This window comes from Achromobacter sp. EB05, from assembly GCF_044232075.1.
Lineage (GTDB): Bacteria > Pseudomonadota > Gammaproteobacteria > Burkholderiales > Burkholderiaceae_B > Achromobacter > Achromobacter dolens.
In genome coordinates this window covers 1,060,955-1,079,348 of record NZ_CP155917.1, presented here as the reverse complement: position 1 = coordinate 1,079,348, position 18,394 = coordinate 1,060,955, and the positions used below count along the sequence as shown (strand labels likewise).

The 18,394-nt window shown below is 67.9% G+C and carries 15 protein-coding genes; 11 read left to right on the top strand and 4 right to left on the bottom strand.

All coding sequences use genetic code 11. From position 1 onward, the window contains the following. Positions 1-117 precede the first annotated feature (117 nt). From AAID08_RS04935 to AAID08_RS04920, 4 genes are all read right to left on the bottom strand, one after another. A complete protein-coding gene (locus AAID08_RS04935; RefSeq protein ID WP_054501792.1) occupies positions 118-1,032 on the bottom strand; it encodes an ABC transporter permease in 915 nt (304 codons plus the stop codon). Further along, the gene (locus tag AAID08_RS04930) at positions 1,032-2,021 is read right to left on the bottom strand and encodes an ABC transporter permease (protein ID WP_006388963.1); all 990 of its coding nucleotides are present in this window, start codon (positions 2,019-2,021) and stop codon (positions 1,032-1,034) included. Before AAID08_RS04930 ends, AAID08_RS04935 begins: the two co-directional genes overlap by 1 nt. A 66-nt stretch (positions 2,022-2,087) precedes the next feature. After that, positions 2,088-3,659 (bottom strand): ABC transporter substrate-binding protein, encoded by a 1,572-nt coding sequence (locus tag AAID08_RS04925; RefSeq protein ID WP_049071609.1) that lies wholly within the window; start codon positions 3,657-3,659, stop codon positions 2,088-2,090. Positions 3,660-3,897: 238 nt separating this feature from the next. Beyond that, entirely contained in the window at positions 3,898-4,392 is a 495-nt protein-coding gene (locus AAID08_RS04920) for a MarR family winged helix-turn-helix transcriptional regulator (protein ID WP_054501795.1), read from the bottom strand. A 371-nt stretch (positions 4,393-4,763) separates the two neighbouring features. On the opposite strand from AAID08_RS04920, the gene AAID08_RS04915 reads away from it, so the two are divergent. The 11 genes from AAID08_RS04915 (at position 4,764) to AAID08_RS04865 (ending at position 18,321) form a co-directional block, all read left to right on the top strand. Next, positions 4,764-6,989: an indolepyruvate ferredoxin oxidoreductase subunit alpha gene (locus AAID08_RS04915; protein WP_175144763.1), complete on the top strand. Its 2,226-nt coding sequence runs from the start codon at positions 4,764-4,766 to the stop codon at positions 6,987-6,989. An 11-nt stretch (positions 6,990-7,000) separates the two neighbouring features. Next, positions 7,001-8,545 carry an indolepyruvate oxidoreductase subunit beta family protein gene (locus AAID08_RS04910; protein ID WP_395757415.1) on the top strand — a complete coding sequence of 515 codons (1,545 nt, stop codon included), beginning with the start codon at positions 7,001-7,003 and terminating at the stop codon, positions 8,543-8,545. A gap of 22 nt (positions 8,546-8,567) precedes the next feature. Next, positions 8,568-9,545, top strand: a complete 978-nt coding sequence (locus AAID08_RS04905; protein ID WP_175168347.1) for a PDR/VanB family oxidoreductase — start codon at positions 8,568-8,570, stop codon at positions 9,543-9,545. A 27-nt stretch (positions 9,546-9,572) separates the two neighbouring features. Further along, positions 9,573-10,886 (top strand): aromatic ring-hydroxylating dioxygenase subunit alpha, encoded by a 1,314-nt coding sequence (locus AAID08_RS04900; protein ID WP_395757414.1) that lies wholly within the window; start codon positions 9,573-9,575, stop codon positions 10,884-10,886. Further along, positions 10,883-11,374 (top strand): aromatic-ring-hydroxylating dioxygenase subunit beta, encoded by a 492-nt coding sequence (locus tag AAID08_RS04895; RefSeq protein WP_049071602.1) that lies wholly within the window; start codon positions 10,883-10,885, stop codon positions 11,372-11,374. Before AAID08_RS04900 ends, AAID08_RS04895 begins: the two co-directional genes overlap by 4 nt. A 9-nt stretch (positions 11,375-11,383) precedes the next feature. Further along, on the top strand, positions 11,384-13,015 hold the full coding sequence (locus AAID08_RS04890; RefSeq protein WP_395757413.1) for an AMP-binding protein: 1,632 nt from the start codon (positions 11,384-11,386) through the stop codon (positions 13,013-13,015). Further along, positions 13,012-14,187 carry a thiolase family protein gene (locus AAID08_RS04885; protein WP_395757412.1) on the top strand — a complete coding sequence of 392 codons (1,176 nt, stop codon included), beginning with the start codon at positions 13,012-13,014 and terminating at the stop codon, positions 14,185-14,187. The genes AAID08_RS04890 and AAID08_RS04885 overlap by 4 nt, the downstream gene beginning before the upstream one ends. Beyond that, entirely contained in the window at positions 14,184-15,425 is a 1,242-nt protein-coding gene (locus AAID08_RS04880) for an SDR family NAD(P)-dependent oxidoreductase (RefSeq protein WP_175142066.1), read from the top strand. Before AAID08_RS04885 ends, AAID08_RS04880 begins: the two co-directional genes overlap by 4 nt. A 31-nt stretch (positions 15,426-15,456) precedes the next feature. Beyond that, positions 15,457-16,242, top strand: coding sequence for a cyclase family protein (locus AAID08_RS04875; protein WP_054447005.1), 786 nt, complete (start codon positions 15,457-15,459; stop codon positions 16,240-16,242). Between the two features lie 38 nt (positions 16,243-16,280). Beyond that, positions 16,281-17,009: an SDR family NAD(P)-dependent oxidoreductase gene (locus tag AAID08_RS04870; protein WP_026382659.1), complete on the top strand. Its 729-nt coding sequence runs from the start codon at positions 16,281-16,283 to the stop codon at positions 17,007-17,009. Positions 17,010-17,172: 163 nt separating this feature from the next. After that, positions 17,173-18,321, top strand: a complete 1,149-nt coding sequence (locus AAID08_RS04865; protein WP_054501802.1) for an ABC transporter substrate-binding protein — start codon at positions 17,173-17,175, stop codon at positions 18,319-18,321. Positions 18,322-18,394 lie beyond the last annotated feature (73 nt).

Sequence of the window (18,394 nt, the reverse complement as noted above, 5' to 3'; positions counted from 1 at the left end):
CGCCCCCGAGGCCGATGAAATGCCGACGGGGCCATCGGGATGCCGCGGAGCCGGCTTCGCCGGTCCGCCAGCATGCCCCCTTGAGGGGGAAGCGCGCAGCGCTTCGGGGGTGGGCCATCACCCTAAGCGCGGGTTGAGTGCGTCGCGCAGCCAGTCGCCCAGCAGGTTGACCGACAACACCAGCAGCACCAGCGCCGCGCCCGGGAAGATGGTGATCCACCATTCGCCGGAAAACAGGAAATCGTTGCCGATGCGGATCAGCGTGCCCAGCGACGGCGCCGTCGGCGGCACCCCCACTCCCAGGAACGACAGCGTCGCCTCGGTGATGATGGCGGTCGCCAGGTGCACGGTGGCCAGCACCAGCACCGGCCCCAGCACGTTGGGCAGCACGTGGCGGAACATGATCACGGGCGAGGCCACGCCGATCACGCGCGCCGCCTGCACGTATTCGCGGTTCTTCTCCACCAGGGTCGAGCCGCGCACCGTGCGCGCGTACTGCGGCCAGCCGGCCAGCGCGATGGCGCCGATCAGCACCGGGAACGCGATGATCTCGTGCAGCTCGCGCGGCACCGCGGCGCGCGCCACGCCGTCGATCAGCAGCGCGATCAGGATCGCCGGGAACGACAACTGCACGTCGGCGATGCGCATGATGAAAGCATCGATGCGCCCGCCCGCGTAGCCCGAGATCAGCCCCAGCACGATGCCGATCAGCATCGACAGCAGCACCGAAGCCAGGCCGATCAGCAGCGACACGCGGGTGCCGTACAGGATCGCCGAATACAGGTCGCGGCCCTGGCTGTCGGTGCCCAGCAGATAGGTCGACTGGCCGTTGGGCGACCAGGCCGGCGGCAGCAGCGCGTCCAGCAGCTCGACCTTGGTCAGGTCGAACGGATTGTGCGGCGCCACCCAGCCGGCCCCGAAGGAGCCGATCAGCAGGGCCGCCAGCAGCACGGTGGCGACGATGGCCACGGGCGCCCGGCGCCAGGCCCAGGCAATGTCGCTGTCCCACCAGCGTTTCAGAACGGCACGCATCAGTGGCCACCTCCGCCGCGGGTCAGCCCGGAGCGCAGGCGGGGGTCCACGACAAAATACAGAAGATCGACGATCAGGTTGATCACCACGAACACCAGCGCGATCAGGCACAGGTACGCGGCCATCACCGGCACGTCGGCGAATTGCACCGCCTGGATGAACAGCAGCCCCATGCCGGGCCACTGGAACACCGTCTCGGTCACGATGGCAAAAGCGATGATGCCGCCCAGTTGCAGTCCGGTGATGGTGATGACGGGCACCATGGTGTTCTTGAGCGCGTGGCCGAAATGGATGGCGCGCCGCTTCAGGCCGCGGGCGCGCGCGAACTTGATGTAATCCGAACGCAGCACCTCCAGCATTTCGGAGCGCACCAGCCGCAGCACCAGCGTCATCTGAAACAGCGACAGCGTGATCGACGGCAGGATCAGGTGCTTCCAGCCATTGGCGGTGAACAGGCCGGAGGTCCACCAGCCCAGCGCCACGGTATCGCCGCGGCCGTAGCTGGGCAGCCAGCCCAGTTGCACCGAGAACACCAGGATCAGCAGGATGCCGATCAGGAAGGTCGGCAACGACACGCCCAGCAGCGAGCCGGCCAGCAGAAGCTGCGACAGCAGGCTGTTGCGCTTGAGCGCGGTGTACACGCCCAGCGGCACGCCCACCACCAGCGCCAGCAGGGCCGCCACCAGGGACAGCTCCAGCGTGGCCGGCAGGCGCGACTTGAGCAGGCTCGAAACGGGTTCGCTCTGGCGCAGCGAAATGCCGAAATTGCCCTGCGCGGCGTTGGCCACGAAGTGGCCGAACTGGACGATGGCGGGCTCGTTCAGCCCCAGGCGCTCACGCAGTTCGATGCGCTCGGCATCGGTGGCGTCCTGCCCCAGCATGATGGTGACAGGGTCGCCGACGTATTGAAAAAGCACGAAGGCCAGCAGCGCGACGGTGAGCATCACCGCTACGGCCTGCAACAGGCGACGCAGTATGAAAGCAAACATAGGCGGGAAAGGCAAAACGGCGAAGCCCCGCGGGGCTTCGCTGTCTGGTTAGCCGGAAGGGCGGGGTCAGTCGACCTTGACCCAGTCGGCAACGAGGCGGTTGTCCGCGCGGTGGATCACCGACACGTTCTTGCGCATGGCCCAGGGAATGACCTGGTCATGCAGCGGGATGTGGCCGAATTCCTGCGCGTGCACTTCCAGCACCTTGCGGATGTCGGCGTCGCGCTTGGCCGCGTCGGTTTCGGTCTTGATGCGGTCGATGATCGCATCAAGGTCCTTGTTGCTGTAGTTGCCCAGGTTGTACATGCCGTCCGCGCCCTCGCCCTTGGTGCGGATCAGGTTCTGCAGCGTGTACATGGCGTCGAACGTCGGCACGCCCCAGCCGAACAGGTAGGCGCTGGTGTCGGAGTTCTGCACCTTGGGGAAGTAGGTCGAACGCGGCATGGCGTTCATGGTCGCCTTCACGCCCACCTTGGCCCACATGCCGACCACGGCCTGGCAGATGGCTTCGTCGTTGATGTAGCGGTTGTTGGGACAGTCGAGCGTGAAGTTCAGCGTGCCGTCGTAGCCGGCGTCCTTGAGCAGGGCGCGGGCCTTCTCGGGATCGTAGGGCACCCGCTTGTGCAGCGACTCGGCCCAGCCGTGGACCTGCGGCGCGATCATGGTGCCGGTCGGCGCCGACAGGCCGCGCATCACCGCGCGCTTGATGGCGTCGACGTCGATGGCGCGGTACAGCGCCTCGCGCACGCGGATGTCCTGGAACGGGTTCTTGCCCTTGATGTTGGAATACTGCAGCTCGGGACGCTTCTGGTCCAGGCCCAGGTAGATGGTGCGGTACTCGTTGCCCTCGACCACCTTGGCCGACTGGCGCAGGCGGTCCAGATCCTGAGCGGCCGGATCGAGCACGAAGTCGATCTCGCCGGACAGCAGCGCGGCGGTGCGGGTGGCGTTCTGCTTGATCGGCGTGAACACCACTTCGGTCACGTTGCCGACCTTGCCGGCCTTGTTCCACCAGTCCTTGTTCTCTTCGAACACGGTGCGCACGTCGACTTCGCGCGACTTCAGCTTGTACGGGCCGGTGCCGTTGGTGTTGCGCGCGCCGAAGGTTTCTTCCTTGTTGACGAAGTCCTGCGGCTTGGCGATGTTGTTCTTCTCCGACCAGGCCTTGTTCATGATGAACACGTTGGGCAACTGGCGCAGCAGCACCGGGTTGGGCGCGGTGGTCTCGATCTCGACCGTCAGGTCGTCGATCTTGCGCGCTTCCTTGATGCCGGTGGTGTAGGCCTTGTAGTTCGAGGTGGGCGCCATGGCGCGATGCACCGAGAACACCACGTCGTCGGCCGTGAAGGCGGCGCCGTCGTGGAACTTGACGCCGGGGCGCAGCTTGAAGCGGTACAGCGTGGGCGAAACCTGCTCCCACTCGGTCGCCAGGCGCGGCACCACCTTGAAGTCCTTGTCGTAGTCCACCAGCGGTTCATAGACGTAGCTGTTGGCGGCAATCGTCATGCCTTCGTTCTGCGAGTGCGGATCGAAGGTGAGGATGTCGCCCTGGGCGGCCCAACGGAAGGTCTTGGCCTGCCCGATCGAGGGCACGGCCACGGCGGCGGCGATCGCGATGGCAATCAAAGTGCGGCGCATAGGTTCAACTCCTGACTGTAGTCTGAATACCGGCGCGATATTGCCTAGCCCCAAGACCCGCGTCAATTAAGGGTTTATGCGTACCGGAGGGGGTTTTCAGAGGGAGAACATATTTAGGGACGTATAAAAATATGACAAAAAAATCGCTGGCCCTGTATGTAAACAGCGTTCGGTCGGGGCACCCCATCCCGACACCCCGGATCGGGGCTCGTTTGCCGCCCTGCCCGCGCGCGCCGCCCTATTCGTCGGCGTCCAGCGGCAGGTCTAGCGGCACGTGCTCGGCCATCAGGCGGCGCAGCATGTCAATCAGCAGGACCGCCTGATCCTCGCCGAACGGCGCCAGCACCGCCTTCTGATGCTGCATGGCCTGCTCGCATAGCGCTGCGATCAGATGGCGGCCCTTGGTGGTGATGACCACGCGCGTCTGGCGGCGGTCGGCGCGCACTTCGGTGCGCGTCACCAGCCCTTCGGTTTCCATGCGCTGCACCACCTTGCTCAAGGTCGGTTGCTTGGTGATGGCCAGCACCGCCAGGTCGCCGATGGTTTCGCCAGCGCTGCCTTCCAGGCTGGCGAGCACCCGCCATTCGGTCACCGACAGGCCGGCCGCTTTCACCTGCTGATGAAACTCCGCCGAGATGCGCTGGCTGGCCTGCGCCAGCAGATAGGCCAGGTAGTCATCGACGAACCGCGCACCGCCGTCCTGGGTACCGCCGCCGTGCTTGTCCGACCGCATGTTGTTCCGCTCCCACGCATCAATATTGAATAGGCGACCCGAGGCCGGCAGGCGCATTGCACCACGTTGGCGCGCGCCTGCGCCATGACACGGCGCAATGCTGTTGCGCAGCACAGGGTATACCCCGAATCGCGACCCGTTTTTGCACCATCAAAGCGCGTTTTCACGAGCACTCGGATAGAGAACAACCAGTATATACACCCTTGTTTTCGCGTGATATTTTTTTGATTCCATGAAATTTCATCTTTTTTGTTGACAGCTAAAACGTTGACTCCTAAAGTATTTTTCAGAGCGAAATTTCGTGACATGGGCGTGCTGCGCAGCAGCATGGCTTCGGGACCCGGATGCCGGTCCGCGTGGAGGAGTTCGAGATGGCTGAAAGGTCTTTCAAGAAAGAAGTCCAGCAGTTGCGCATCGGCGCGGGCGAGGAGTTCCGCGGCGAGGGGATTCTCGCGGTCACCAAGGCGCTGCTGCAGTCCGGCGTGGGCTATGTCGCGGGCTACCAGGGCTCGCCCATCTCGCACCTGATGGACGTGCTGGCCGACGCCAACGACATCCTGCAGGAACTCGGCGTGCACTTCGAGGCCAGCGCCTCGGAAGCCACCGCCGCCGCCACGCTGGCCGCCTCGGTCATGTACCCGATCCGCGGCGCGGTCACCTGGAAATCCACCGTCGGCACCAACGTCGCCTCCGACGCGCTGGCCAACCTGGCCTCGGGCGGCGTCACCGGCGGCTCGCTCATCATCGTCGGCGAAGACTACGGCGAAGGCTCGTCCATCATGCAGGAACGCTCGCACGCGTTCGCCATGAAATCGCAGATCTGGCTGCTCGATCCGCGCCCTAACCTGGAAAGCATGGTCAAGGCGGTGGAAGACGGCTTCGCGCTGTCGGAGGCCAGCAAGACGCCAGTGATGCTGCAACTGCGCATCCGCGGCTGCCACGTGCACGGCCGCTTCATTGCCAAGGACAACCAGCGGCCGGCGTTCTCGCTGGCCCAGGCGCTGGAAAGCCCGGCGCGCGACACCAGCCGCATCGTGCTGCCGCCGGCCTCGTTCCTGCACGAGCAGGAAAAGATCAAGGAACGCTGGCCCGCCGCCATCCGCTATATCAAGGAGCACAGGCTCAACGAGCACTTCGACGGCGACCAGGACGACATCGGCCTGATCCTGCAGGGCGGCCTGTACAACGGCGTGATCCGCGCCCTGCAACTGCTGGGCCTGGCCGACAACTTCGGCAACAGCCGCATCCCGCTGTATGTGATGAACGTGGCCTACCCCGTGATCGAGGACGAGGTCATCGACTTCTGCCGCGGCAAGCGCGCCGTGCTGCTGCTGGAGGAAGGCCAGCCCGACTACCTGGAACAGGCCCTGCACGCGGTGCTGCGCAAGGCCGGCGTCGATACGAAGCTGTCCGGCAAGGACGTGCTGCCGATGGCGGGCGAATACACCACCCAGGTGATGCGCGACGGCCTGCGCGAATTCCTCAAGCGCGAACGCCCCGAATCGCTGCAGACCCATCCAGCCGTGGCCGCCGACGCCGGCGCCGCCGAGCCCGCGCTGCAGGTCACCGAGATCACCCGGCCCAAGCCCGCGCCGCGTCCGGCCGAACAGCCCATCACCTTCCACAAGCACGTCGCGGAACTGGCCGCGGTGGTGCCGCCGCGCCCGGCCGGCTTCTGTACCGGCTGTCCGGAGCGGCCGATCTTCTCGGCCCTGACGCTGGCGCAGGAAAAGCTGGGCCAGCACCATATCTCCTGCGACATCGGCTGCCACCTGTTCTCGATTCTGCCGCCGTTCAACCTGGGCGCGACCACCATGGGCTACGGCCTGGGCGCGTCCAGCGCCGCGGCCTTCAACGTGCCCGCGGCCAAGCGGCCCATCTCGATCATGGGCGACGGCGGCTTCTGGCACAACGGCCTGGCCTCGGGCATCGGCAACGCGGTGTTCAACAAGTACGACGGCGTCATCGTCATCGTCGACAACTTCTATGCCTCGGCCACCGGCGGGCAGGACATCCTGTCCTCGCGCGCCGAGAATCCGGACCGCTCCACCAACAATCCCATCGACCAGGCCGTGCGCGGCGTGGGCGTGAAGTGGGTGCGCACGCTGGACCGCACCTATGACGTGGCCAAGGTGCGCGCCACCATCGAGGAAGCGCTGACCACCGACATCAAGGGCCCCAAGGTCATCATCGCCCAGTCGGAATGCATGCTGAACAAGCAGCGCCGCATCAAGCCGCTGTTCAACCAGGCGGTCAAGGCCGGCAAGCGCGTGGTCAAGGAACGCTTCGGCGTCGACCCCGACGTCTGTACCGGCGACCATGCCTGTATCCGGCTGTCCGGCTGCCCGTCGCTGACGGTCAAGGACAGCGGCGATCCCCTCAAGGAAGATCCGGTCGCCCACGTCGAGAGCAGTTGCGTCGGCTGCGGCAACTGCGGCGAAGTGGCGCACGCCGCCGTGCTGTGCCCGTCGTTCTACCGCGCCGACATCGTCCACAACCCCAGCGGCCGCGACCGTTTCCTGGCGCGCCTGCGCCAGGGCGTGATCGGCTACCTGCAGCGCCGCCGCGAAGCGCGCCTGGCCAAATTCGCCCTGTGAGGACCCGCCCCATGAACCCGGTGGCATTGCAGCAAGGCACTCCCATCAAGATCGCCATCCTGGCCATGGGCGGCCAGGGCGGCGGCGTGCTGGCCGACTGGATCGTCGACATGGCCGAGCACGCCGGCTGGTGGGCCCAGACCACCTCGGTGCCGGGCGTGGCGCAGCGCACCGGCGCCACCATCTATTACCTGGAGCTGCTGCCCGAGTCCGACGTGGCCCGCGCCGGCCGCCCGCCCGCGCTGGCGCTGATGCCCACGCCGGGCGACGTCGATCTGGTGGTGGCGGCCGAACTGATGGAAGGCGGCCGCGCCATCCAGCGCGGGCTGGTGACGCCCGACCGCAGCGTGCTGATCGCCTCGTCGCACCGCAGCTACGCGGTCAGCGAGAAATCGGCGCCGGGCAACGGCATCGCCGATCCCAACAAGGTGCTGGAGGCCGGCCGCGCGGCGGCCCGCCGCTTCCTCTGCTTCGACCTGCAGGACCTGGCCGACCGCGCCGGCAGCGTCATCAGCGCCAGCCTGTTCGGCGCCGTCGCCGGCAGCGGCGCGCTGCCGTTCTCGCGCGACGACTTCGAGGCGACCGTGCGCCGCGCCGGCGTCGGCGTGGACGCCAGCCTGCGCGCCTTCGCGCTCGGCTTCGAGGCCGCCGACCAGGCGCCCGCGCAGCCGGCCGCGATTGATCTGACCCGCCCGCAGCCCGTCGTGCCCGAACGCGCCGCCAGCCCGAAGGCGCAGGCCTTGCTGGATCGCATCACGCGCGATTTCCCCGCCTGTGCGCAGCCGATGTTGACGGCCGGCGCGCGCCGCCAGATCGAGTTCCAGGACCTGGCCTATGCCGAGGACTACCTGGCCCGCATGGCCGCGATCCGCGAACTCGACGCGCGCCACGGCGGCGAATCGAAGCAATGGGCGCTGACCTGTGCCGCCGCGCGCTACCTGGCCACCGCCATGGCCTATGACGACGTGATCCGCGTGGCCGACCTGAAGACGCGCGGCAGCCGCTTCGAGCGGGTGCGCGCCGAGGTTGGCGCCAAGCCGGACCAGTTGGTCTACACCACCGAATTCATGCATCCGCGGCTGGAGGAAATCTGCGGCACGCTGCCGGCCGGGCTGGGCCGCTGGCTCGAACGGTCGAAGGCCTTCGGCGGTTTCGTCGAACGCCGCCTGGGCAAGGGACGCCGCATGCAGAGCGGCACGCTGGGCGGCTTCCTGATGCTGTACACGCTGGCCGGCATGCGGCGTTTCCGCCGCCGCACGCTGCGCCACCAGATCGAATCCGAGGGCCTGACCCAATGGCTCGACCTGATCGCCAGCCTGGCGCCGCGCGACTACGACCTGGCGGTCGAGACCGTTAACTGCCGCCGCCTGGTCAAGGGCTACAGCGACACCCACGCGCGCGGCGGCGGCAAGTACCGTCAACTGATCGCGGCCGCCGCCCAACTGGCGGGCCGGCCCGATGCGGCGGCTTCGCTGCGCGCCTTGCGCCAGGCCGCGCTGGCCGACGAGAAATGCGGCCCCATGGAACGCCAACTGGCCGAGAAACTGGCCGCCTGACATCGAGATAGAGACGAACGCCGTGCAAACCCTGAAACTCATCGTCCGTGAAGTCCGCCAGGAATCGCCGCTGATCCGCTCGCTGCGCCTGGCGCGCGAAGACGGCGGCGCCCTGCCCGCCTTCGGCCCCGGCGCCCACCTGAAGGTCAGCGTGCCGGGCCTGCGCGAACCGCGCTGCTACTCGCTGGTGCAACTGACGCCGGAAGCCGGCCGCTTCGCCGAACCCGTCGAATACCGCCTGGGCGTGCGGCTGGAAGAAGCCAGCGCGGGCGGCTCGCGCCACATGCATGGCCTGGCGGTGGGCGACACGCTCAGCGTCGAAGGACCGAAGAACGATTTCCCGCTGCACGAGGGTCCGGCTGGCGACGAACCAGTGGTGCTGATCGCCGGCGGCATCGGCATCACGCCGGTGGCGTCGATGGCCGCGGCGCTCAAGTCCGCCGGCCGCGCCTTCGAACTGCATTACAGCGGCCGCAGCCGCGACCAACTGGCGTTCCTGCCGGAATTGCAGGCGCTGGCCGGCGACGCGCTGGTGCCGCATGCGGACGACGACGCTTCCTGCCGCTTCGACCTGAAGGCGCTGCTGGACGCCGCCAGCCCGCGCCAGCACCTGTACGTCTGCGGCCCCAAGGGCCTGATCGACGCCGTCATCCAGGAAGCGCGCGCCCGCCACTGGCCCGACGCCCACATCCATTTCGAGCTGTTCGCGACCGCCGCGCCACAGGCGGGCGACCAGCCCTTCGAGGTCGAGCTGCGCCAGTCCGGTCGGGTGCTGACGATTCCCGCCGACAAGACCATCGTCGACGTCATGGAAGAAGAAGGCTGCGACCCGATGTACGACTGCAAGCGCGGCGAGTGCGGCGTGTGCCAGGCCACCGTGCTGGAGGGCGAGCCGGACCACCGCGACTATTACCTGTCGGATACCGAGAAAGCCAGCGGCAAGATCATCCAGATCTGCATCTCGCGCGCCAAGTCGGCGCGCCTGGTGCTGGACCTGTAGGGCCGGGCGCGACAAGAGGAGACTCCCATGGCCAAATACCGCGACAACCCCGACGCCATCCGCGCCCTGCTGCGCGAGACCGAGGTGCACAAGGACCTGTTCATCGACGACGAACTGTTCGACCTGGAGATGGAACGGCTATACGCCAACACCTGGGTCTACGTCGGCCACGACAGCCAGGTGCCCAACCCCGGCGACTACATCACCACCACCGTCGGCAACCAGCCGGTGGTGATGGTGCGCCACAGCGACCGTTCGGTGCGCGTGCTGCACAACCGCTGCCCGCACAAGGGCACCATGGTGGCGGGCGACGCCTGCGGCAACACCGGCAAGTTCTTCCGCTGCCCGTACCACGCCTGGACCTTCAAGACCGACGGCAGCCTGCTGTCGATCCCGCTGAAAAAAGGCTATGAAAACACCGGCCTGGAGCAGTGCGAGGCCAGCCAGGGCATGGCGGCGGTGAAAGACGTGCGCAACCACCGCGGCTTCGTGTTCTGCCGCCTGAATCCCAACGGCCAGTCGTTCGAGGACTTCTTCGGCGACGCGCTGTCGACGCTGGACAACATGGTCGACCGCTCGCCCGAGGGCCGGCTGGAAGTGGCCGGCGGCGTGCTGCGCTACATGCACCGCTGCAACTGGAAGATGCTGCTCGACAACCAGACCGACACCTGCCATCCGATGGTGGCGCACGAGTCGTCGGCCGGCACCGCGGTCAAGGTCTGGGAACAGGCCCCGGCCGGCACGCCCAAGCCGATGGCGGTGGAACTGTTCGCGCCATTCATCTCGCCCTACGAGTTCTTCGAGAACATGGGCATCCGCGTCTGGGAAAACGGCCACGGACACACCGGCGTGTCCGATTCGATCCACGCCGCCTATTCGGGCGTTCCGGGTTACTGGGAGTCGATGGTCGCCGCCTATGGCGAGGAACGCGCCCGCCAGATCCTGGGCGACGTGCGCCACAACACCGTGTACTTCCCCAACATCATGGTCAAGGGCCCGATCCAGACCCTGCGCGTGTTCAAGCCGATCGCCGCCGACCGCACCCTGGTGGAGTCGTGGACCTTCCGCCTGGTCGGCGCGCCCGACCTGCTGCTGGAACGCACCCTCATGTACAACCGCCTGATCAACGCGCCCACCTCGGTGGTCGGCCACGACGACCTGGAGATGTACGAGCGCGCGCAGGATGGCCTGCAATCGCGCGCCCGCGACTGGGTCAACGTCGGCCGCCTGTACGACCCCGCCGAAATCGGCCAGAAGAACGTCACCACCAACGGCACCAACGAATGGCAGATGCGCAACCAATACCGCGCATGGGGCCGCTACATGACGGAGCAGGCATGAGCTTGAGCGACCGCGACCTGATCGATTTCGTCTACGCCGAGGCGCGCCTGCTCGACGAGTTGCGCTTCGAGGACTGGCTGGATCTGTACACCGAGGACGGCCATTACTGGATGCCGCTGGCCCACGGCCAGACCGACGCCCGCCTGCACGCCTCGCTCATGTACGAGGACAAGCTGCTGCTGCGCGTGCGGGTCGAACGCCTGGCCGGCCAGCGCACCTTCTCGCAGCAGCCCAAGAGCCGCTGCCATCATCTGCTACAGGCGCCCACGGTCGAACACGACCATCCCGATTCGGCGCCGGACCAGGGCCGCCACGTGGTGCGCACCGCCTTCCATTACGTGGAGACGCGGCAGGACGCGCAGACGCTGTACGCCGGCTGGGCCACCCATCACCTGGTCGAGCAGGACGGCGCGCTGCGTATCCGCCTCAAGCGCGTCGACCTGGTGAACTGCGACGCCGCGTTCGGCAACATCCAATTGTTCATGTAGGAGCGGCTTGTGAGCACCACCGTCCACCAGGCTTTCCTGGACACCGCGGCCCGGCACGGCGCCCGGCCCTTCCTGTGCATCCTGCCGGAAACCGCCGACATCTACGGCATCGGCGCCGGCGAACTGGGCTATGCGCAGGCTGCCGCCGCCATCGAGACGCTGCGGACGGCCTATGCCCGCGCCGGCTACGGCCACGGCCACCGCGCCGGCCTGCTGCTGGAAAACCGCCCCGCCTTCTTCCTGCACTGGTTCGCGCTGAACGCGCTGGGCGTGTCGGTGGTGCCGATCAACCCCGATCTGCGCGCGGCCGAACTGGAGTACCTGACCGGCCATTCCGAGATCGCGCTGGCGGTGGCCCTGCCCGAACGCCACGCCGACCTGCTGGCCGCCGCCGAGCGCGCCGGCCAGCCGCTGCGCGTGATGGGGCCGGACGACGCCCCGCCCGCCGCGCCCTTCCCCGCGCCGCTGGCGGGCGAGCCGGATGAACTGACCGAGTGCGCGCTGCTGTACACGTCCGGCACGACCGGCCGTCCCAAGGGCTGCATCCTGCCGAACCGCTATTTCCTGCACGCGGGCGGCTGGTACGCCCGCATCGGCGGCCTGGCCGAGCTGCGCCCCGGCGAGGAGCGCATGCTGACGCCGCTGCCGCTGGTGCACATGAACGCCATGGCCTATTCCGCCATGGCCATGGTGCTGACCGGCGGCTGCCTGATTCCACTGGACCGCTTCCATCCCAAGACCTGGTGGGACAGCGTGCGCGAATCCGGCGCCACCGTGCTGCACTACCTGGGCGTGATGCCGGCGATCCTGATGAAGGCCGAGCCGTCCGCGCGGGACAGGCAGCCAGCCATCCGATTCGGTTTCGGCGCGGGCGTCGACCGCAAGCTGCACCAGCCCTTTGAGGAACGCTTCGGTTTTCCGCTGCTGGAAGCCTGGGCCATGACCGAAACCGGCGCCGGGGCCGTCATCATCGCCAACCAGGAGCCGCGCCACATCGGCAGCAGCTGCTTCGGCCGCGAAGAGGATGACGTGCTGGTGCGCATCGTCGCCGATCACGGCGGCGAGGCCGCCGCCGGCGAGCCGGGCGAGCTGCTGGTGCGCCATGCCGGCGATGACCCGCGCTACGGCTTCTTCGCCGGCTACCTGAAGGACGCCGAGGCCACTTCGCAGGCCTGGGAGGACGGCTGGTTCCACACCGGCGACATCGTGCGCCGCGAGGCCGACGGCGCGCTGCGCTTCGTCGACCGCAAGAAGAACGTGATCCGCCGCAGCGGCGAGAACATCTCCGCCGTGGAAGTCGAAAGCGTGCTGCTGCAGCATCCGCTGGTCAAGGCCGTGGCGGTGGCCGCCGTGCCCGACCCGGTGCGCGGCGACGAGGTGCTGGCCTGCGTGGTGGCGGAAACCGCGCCCGCCGACGCCGCCGCCCGCGCCGACGCGGCCCGCGACATCGTGCAGTGGAGCCTGCAACAACTGGCCTATTACAAGGCGCCCGGCTACGTCGCCTTCGTCGACAGCCTGCCGCTCACCACCACCAACAAGATCCAGCGCGGCGAAATGAAGGCGCTGGCGCCGACGCTGCCCGGCAGCACGAACTGCGTCGACACCACCGCGATGAAGAAGCGCCAGGAGCCGGCCCGATGACCCCGCCGCGCGCCCGCTACGACGGCGTGGTGGCGGCCCTGCCCGTCAGCATTCCGTACGAGCGCTATTCCACCCATGCCGCGCATTGGTGGCTGGGCCGCGCGCTGGGCGCGCTGATCCGCCAGGCCGGCATCGCCAAGACCGACGTCGACGGCCTGTGCGTGTCCAGCTTCACGCTGGCGCCGGACACCGCCGTGGGCCTGACCCAGCACCTGGGCATGAGCCCGCGCTGGCTCGACCACATCCCCATGGGCGGCGCCAGCGGCGTGGCCGCGCTGCGCCGCGCCGCGCGCGCGGTGCAGGCGGGCGACGCCGGCATCGTCGCCTGCATCGCGGGCGACACCAACCAGGTCGACTCGTTCCGCAACACCGTCAGCCAGTTCTCGCGCTTCGCCCAGGACGCGGTCTACCCCTATGGCGCGGGCGGCCCCAACGCCAGCTTCGCGCTGCTGACCGCGCACTACATGCGCAGCACCGGCGCCACTCGCGAGGACTTCGGCAAGGTTTGCGTGGCGCAGCGCGACAACGCGCTGCGCTATCCGCACGCGCTGATGAAGAAGCCGCTGACGCTCAAGCAATACCTGGACGCGCGCGTCATCACCGACCCGATCCACCTGTTCGACTGCGTCATGCCCTGCGCTGGCGCCGACGGCTTCCTGGTGATGAGCGAAGACCGGGCGCGGGCGCTGAACCTGCCCTACGCCCGCATCCTGTCCACCATCGAGCGCCACAACGCCTGGATCGAGGACCCGATCCAGACCCGCGGCGGCTGGACCATGGACATCGACGAACTCTACGGCATGGCGGACGCGGCGCCGGCCGACATGGACTTCCTGCAGGCCTACGACGACTACCCCGTCATCAACCTGATGCAGATGGAAGACCTGGGCTTCTGCGCCAAGGGCGAGGCGCCGCAATTCGTGCGCGCCAACACCTTCACCATCGACGGCAGCTTCCCCTTCAACACCAACGGCGGCCAGTTGTCGGTGGGCCAGGCCGGCGCCGCCGGCGGCTACCTCGGCATGGTCGAGGCGCTGCGCCAGTTGACCGGCACGGCCGGCGGCACGCAGGTGGCCGACGCGCGCCTGGGCCTGGTCAGCGGCTTCGGCATGATCAACTACGACCGCGGGCTGTGCACCGCCGCGGCCATCCTGGCCAGGAGCGCCGCATGACCGAGCCGCTAGCCAAGCCGCCGCGCAAGAACCCGGTGGCGCGCACGCGCCAGCCGACCCTGCCGCCGGGCGCCCGCAGCCGCGCCGCCCTGGGCCTGACGGCCGCGGCCGCCGAAAGCCGTTTCGAGCTGCAGACGTGCTCCGATTGCGGCGCGGTGCAGTACCCGCCGCGCGAGGTCTGCGGCCATTGCCTGTCGGAACGCCTGCCCTGGCGGCCGGTGGACCCGCATGGGGAACTGCTGGTCAGCACCACCCTGCACCACAGCAACGACCTCTATTTCCGTGAACGCCTGCCGTGGCGCGTGGGCACGGTGCGCATGGACGCAGGCCCGTCGGTGGTGGCGCACGTGCACCAGGATTGCGCCGACGGCGCCCGCGTGCGGCTGGCGCTCAAGCTCGACCGCGGCGGCCAGGCCGTGATGATCGCCCTGCCCGAAAGGAATACGCCCAATATGGAAGACGACAAGACCCTGCGCGAGACCTCGTGCGATCCGAAATTCCGCCGGGCGCTGGTCACCGACGGCAAGTCGGCGGTGGGCCAGGCGGTGGCGCGCGCCCTGCTCGACGCCGGCTGCCCGACCGTGTTCCTGGGCGATCCGCAGGCCTGGCGCCGCGACGCCGGCTTCGACGCGCTGGCGGCCGATCCGCGGGTGCAGGCGCTGGCGCTGGACGTGACCGACAGCGACTCGGTCGAACGCGCCGCCGCATCGATCGGCGGCAAGGTCGAGATCCTGGTCAACACCGCCGACCTGGAACGCGAAGGCGGCCTGCTCGGCCGCAAGGACGTCAACACCGCGCGCGACGCCCTGGACGTCAATGTGCTGGGCCTGATGCGGCTGGCGCAGGGTTTCGGGCCAGCGCTGTGCGGCCGCGCCGCCGACGGCGTCAACAACGCCACGGCCTGGGTCAACGTGCTGTCGATCTACGCCCACCTCAACCTGCCGGCGCGCGGCATGTGGTCGGCCTCCAAGGCTGCCGCGCTGTCGCTGGCGCAGTGCCTGCGCGCCGAAATGCGGCCGGCCGGCGTGCGGGTGGTGAACGTGTTTCCCGGCCCGGTCGACCACGAATGGGAGCAGCGCACGCCGCCCCCGCGCGTGGCGCCCGCGGCCATCGCGAGCGCCATCGTGCGTGCGCTGAAGGATGGCGTCGAGGACGTGTACGTCGGCGACGTGGCGCAGGAATTCCGCGCGCGGCTGGCGGAGAACCCCAAGGGACTGGAACGGGAACTGGGCGCCTGACGCCCCGACACGAAAACCAAAGGAGCAACAGATGAGCCAACCCATACTTGCCCAATTCATGACCGAACTGGTGTCGGGCCGCATCCGCCTGGTGGACCTGACCGAGACGCTGACGCCCGAATTCCCCACCATCGTGCTGCCGCCGGAATTCGGCCAGGCCTGGCCGTTCCGCATCGAGGAAATCTCGCGCTACGACGAGCGCGGCCCGGCCTGGTACTGGAACAATTTCTCGTGCTCCGAGCACACCGGCACCCACTTCGATGCGCCGGTGCACTGGGTCACCGGCAAAGACCAGCCCGACAACACCGTGGACACCATCCCGGTCGAGGCCTTCATCGCCGGCGCCTGCGTCATCGACTGTTCGGCCGAAGCGCGCGACAACCCGGACTTCCTGCTGACCATCGACTTCGTCAAGAAGTGGGAGGAACAGCATGGCCGCATCCCGGCCCGTTCCTGGGTGCTGATGCGCACCGACTGGTCCAAGCGCGCCAAGCCGGCCGAATACCTGAACATGCGGGAAGATGGCGCGCATTCGCCCGGCCCCGACGCCGAGGTGGTGCCGTGGCTGATCAAGGAACGCGACGTGCATGGCTTCGGCACGGAGTCGGTGGGCACCGACGCCGGCCAGGCCCATCACCTGAATCCGCCCTACCCCTGCCACTATTTCATGCACGGCAACAACCGCTACGGCCTGCAGTGCCTGACCAATCTGGACCAGTTGCCGCCCACCGGCGCGGTGATCTTCTCGGCGCCGCTCAAGATCCGCAGCGGCTCGGGCAGCCCGCTGCGGGTGCTGGCGCTGGCGCCGCGCGCCTGAGCGGCCGTCAAGAACAACAGAACACAGGGGGATTCACCATGACGCAAACCAACGTCGCCATCGTCACCGGCGGCAGCGCCGGCATCGGCGCCGAAATCTGCCGCAGCATGCTCGACGCGGGCTACGAAGTGATCTCGATGGCGCGCCGCGCCGCCGACTTCAGCCACCCGCGCCTGCACAACGTGCAGGTCGACCTGCTGGACGCCGACGCCACGGCCCAGGCCGGCGCCGAGATCGCGGCGCGCTTTCCGGTCAGCCATGTCATCCACAACGCCGGCGTCATCTGGCCCAACCTGCTGCCGCAGGTGACCCAGGAGGAACTGCACGGCCTGACCCAGATCCACCTGGGCGCGGCCATCAGCCTGGTGCAGGCGGCCTTGCCCGGCATGCAGGAACGCCATTTCGGCCGCATCGTCATGATGTCCTCGCGCGGCGCGCTGGGCCTGCCCACCCGCACCGCCTATTCGGCCACCAAGGCCGGCATGGTCGGCATGGCGCGCACCTGGTCGCTGGAACTGGCCCCCTTTGGCATCACCGTCAACGTGGTGGCGCCCGGCCCGATCCAGACCGACATGTTCTACGAAGTGATCGAACCCGGCAGCGAACGCGAAAAGCAGCTTGCCAACGGCATCCCGGTCAAGCGCCTGGGACGCTCGGACGACGTGGCGCGGGCGGTGATGTTCTTCGCCGACCCCGCCAACAGCTTCGTCACCGGCCAGACGCTGTTCGTCTGCGGCGGCGCCAGCGTCAGTTCCATCACCATCTGACCGGCGTCCCACGCATCCGCTTCGGGTTTTGACGGATAGGTAAGCACGCAGACCGCGTCTACAGTGCAGTGCCAGAAAGTTGAAACCAAAAGCAATTTCCGCGGTATCCGTTTTCTCCGTTTTCCAGCCGCACCCACTCTGCCCCCTATCCGGAGGTTTTGCCATGCTGTCGAAGAAACTCCCCCTGGCCGCCGCCGTGCTGGCCACGCTGGTCTCCCTGCCCGTCCTGGCCCAGGTCAAGGTCGGCGTGGTCACCTCATCCACCGGCCCCACCGCGCTGGTCGGCATCCCGCAAAAGAACACCGTGCCGCTGCTGCCCAAGAAGATCGGCGACCTGACCGTGGAATACATCTCGCTGGACGACGCCAGCGATTCCACCAACTCGGTCACGGCCTTCAAGAAGCTCATCACCGAACAGAACGTGGACGCCCTGATCGGGCCGTCGGGCTCGCCCAACGCCATGGGCGTGATCCAGTTCGCCGCCGAGGCCGGCGTGCCGATGCTGGCGCCGGTGGGCACCGCCGCCGTGGTGCTGCCGATGAACGAGCAGAAGAAGTGGGTCTTCAAGACCACCCAGAACGATGACATCATCGCCCGCGCGCTGGTCGACCACATGGCCAAGACCGGCATCAAGACGGTCGGCTTCATCGGCCTGAACGATCCGTATGGCGAGAACTGGTACAAGGTGTTCTCCGGCCTGGCGGCCGAAAAGGGCATCAAGATCACCGCCAACGAACGCTACCTGCGCTTTGACAGCTCGGTCACCGGCCAGGCGCTGAAGATCCTGGCGGCCAAGCCCGACGCCGTGCTGGTGGCCGCCCCCGGCGCCGCCAGCGTGCTGCCGCAGGCGACGCTGTTCGACCAGGGCTACAAGGGCAAGTTCTACCAGACCCACGGCGCCGCGCTGCCCGACTTCCTCAAGCTCGGCGGCAAGAAGGTCGAAGGCACCGTGCTGGCCGCCAGCCTGATGCTGGTGCTGCCGGAAATGCCCGACAGCAACCCGTCCAAGAAGGTCGCCAGCGACTACATCGCCGCCTACGAAAAGCTCAACGGCTCCAAGCCCGCCACCTTCGGCGCCAACGTCTACGACGCCGGCCTGCTGCTGGAGAAGGCCATTCCGCTGGCCGAGAAGGCCGGCAAGCCGGGCACCAAGGAATTCCGCAGCGCGCTGCGCGACGCGCTGGAGCAGACCCGCGAGCTGGTCGGCACCCAGGGCGTCTACAACATGAGCGCCGCCGACCACAGCGGCTTCGACGACCGCGGCCGCGAACTCATCACCGTCAAGGACGGCAACTGGACGCTAGTCAAGTAACCCCCCTTGAACGCTGCCCCATCGAGATGCCGCGGAGCCGGCTTTGCCGGTCCGCAGGCATGCCCCCCGGGGG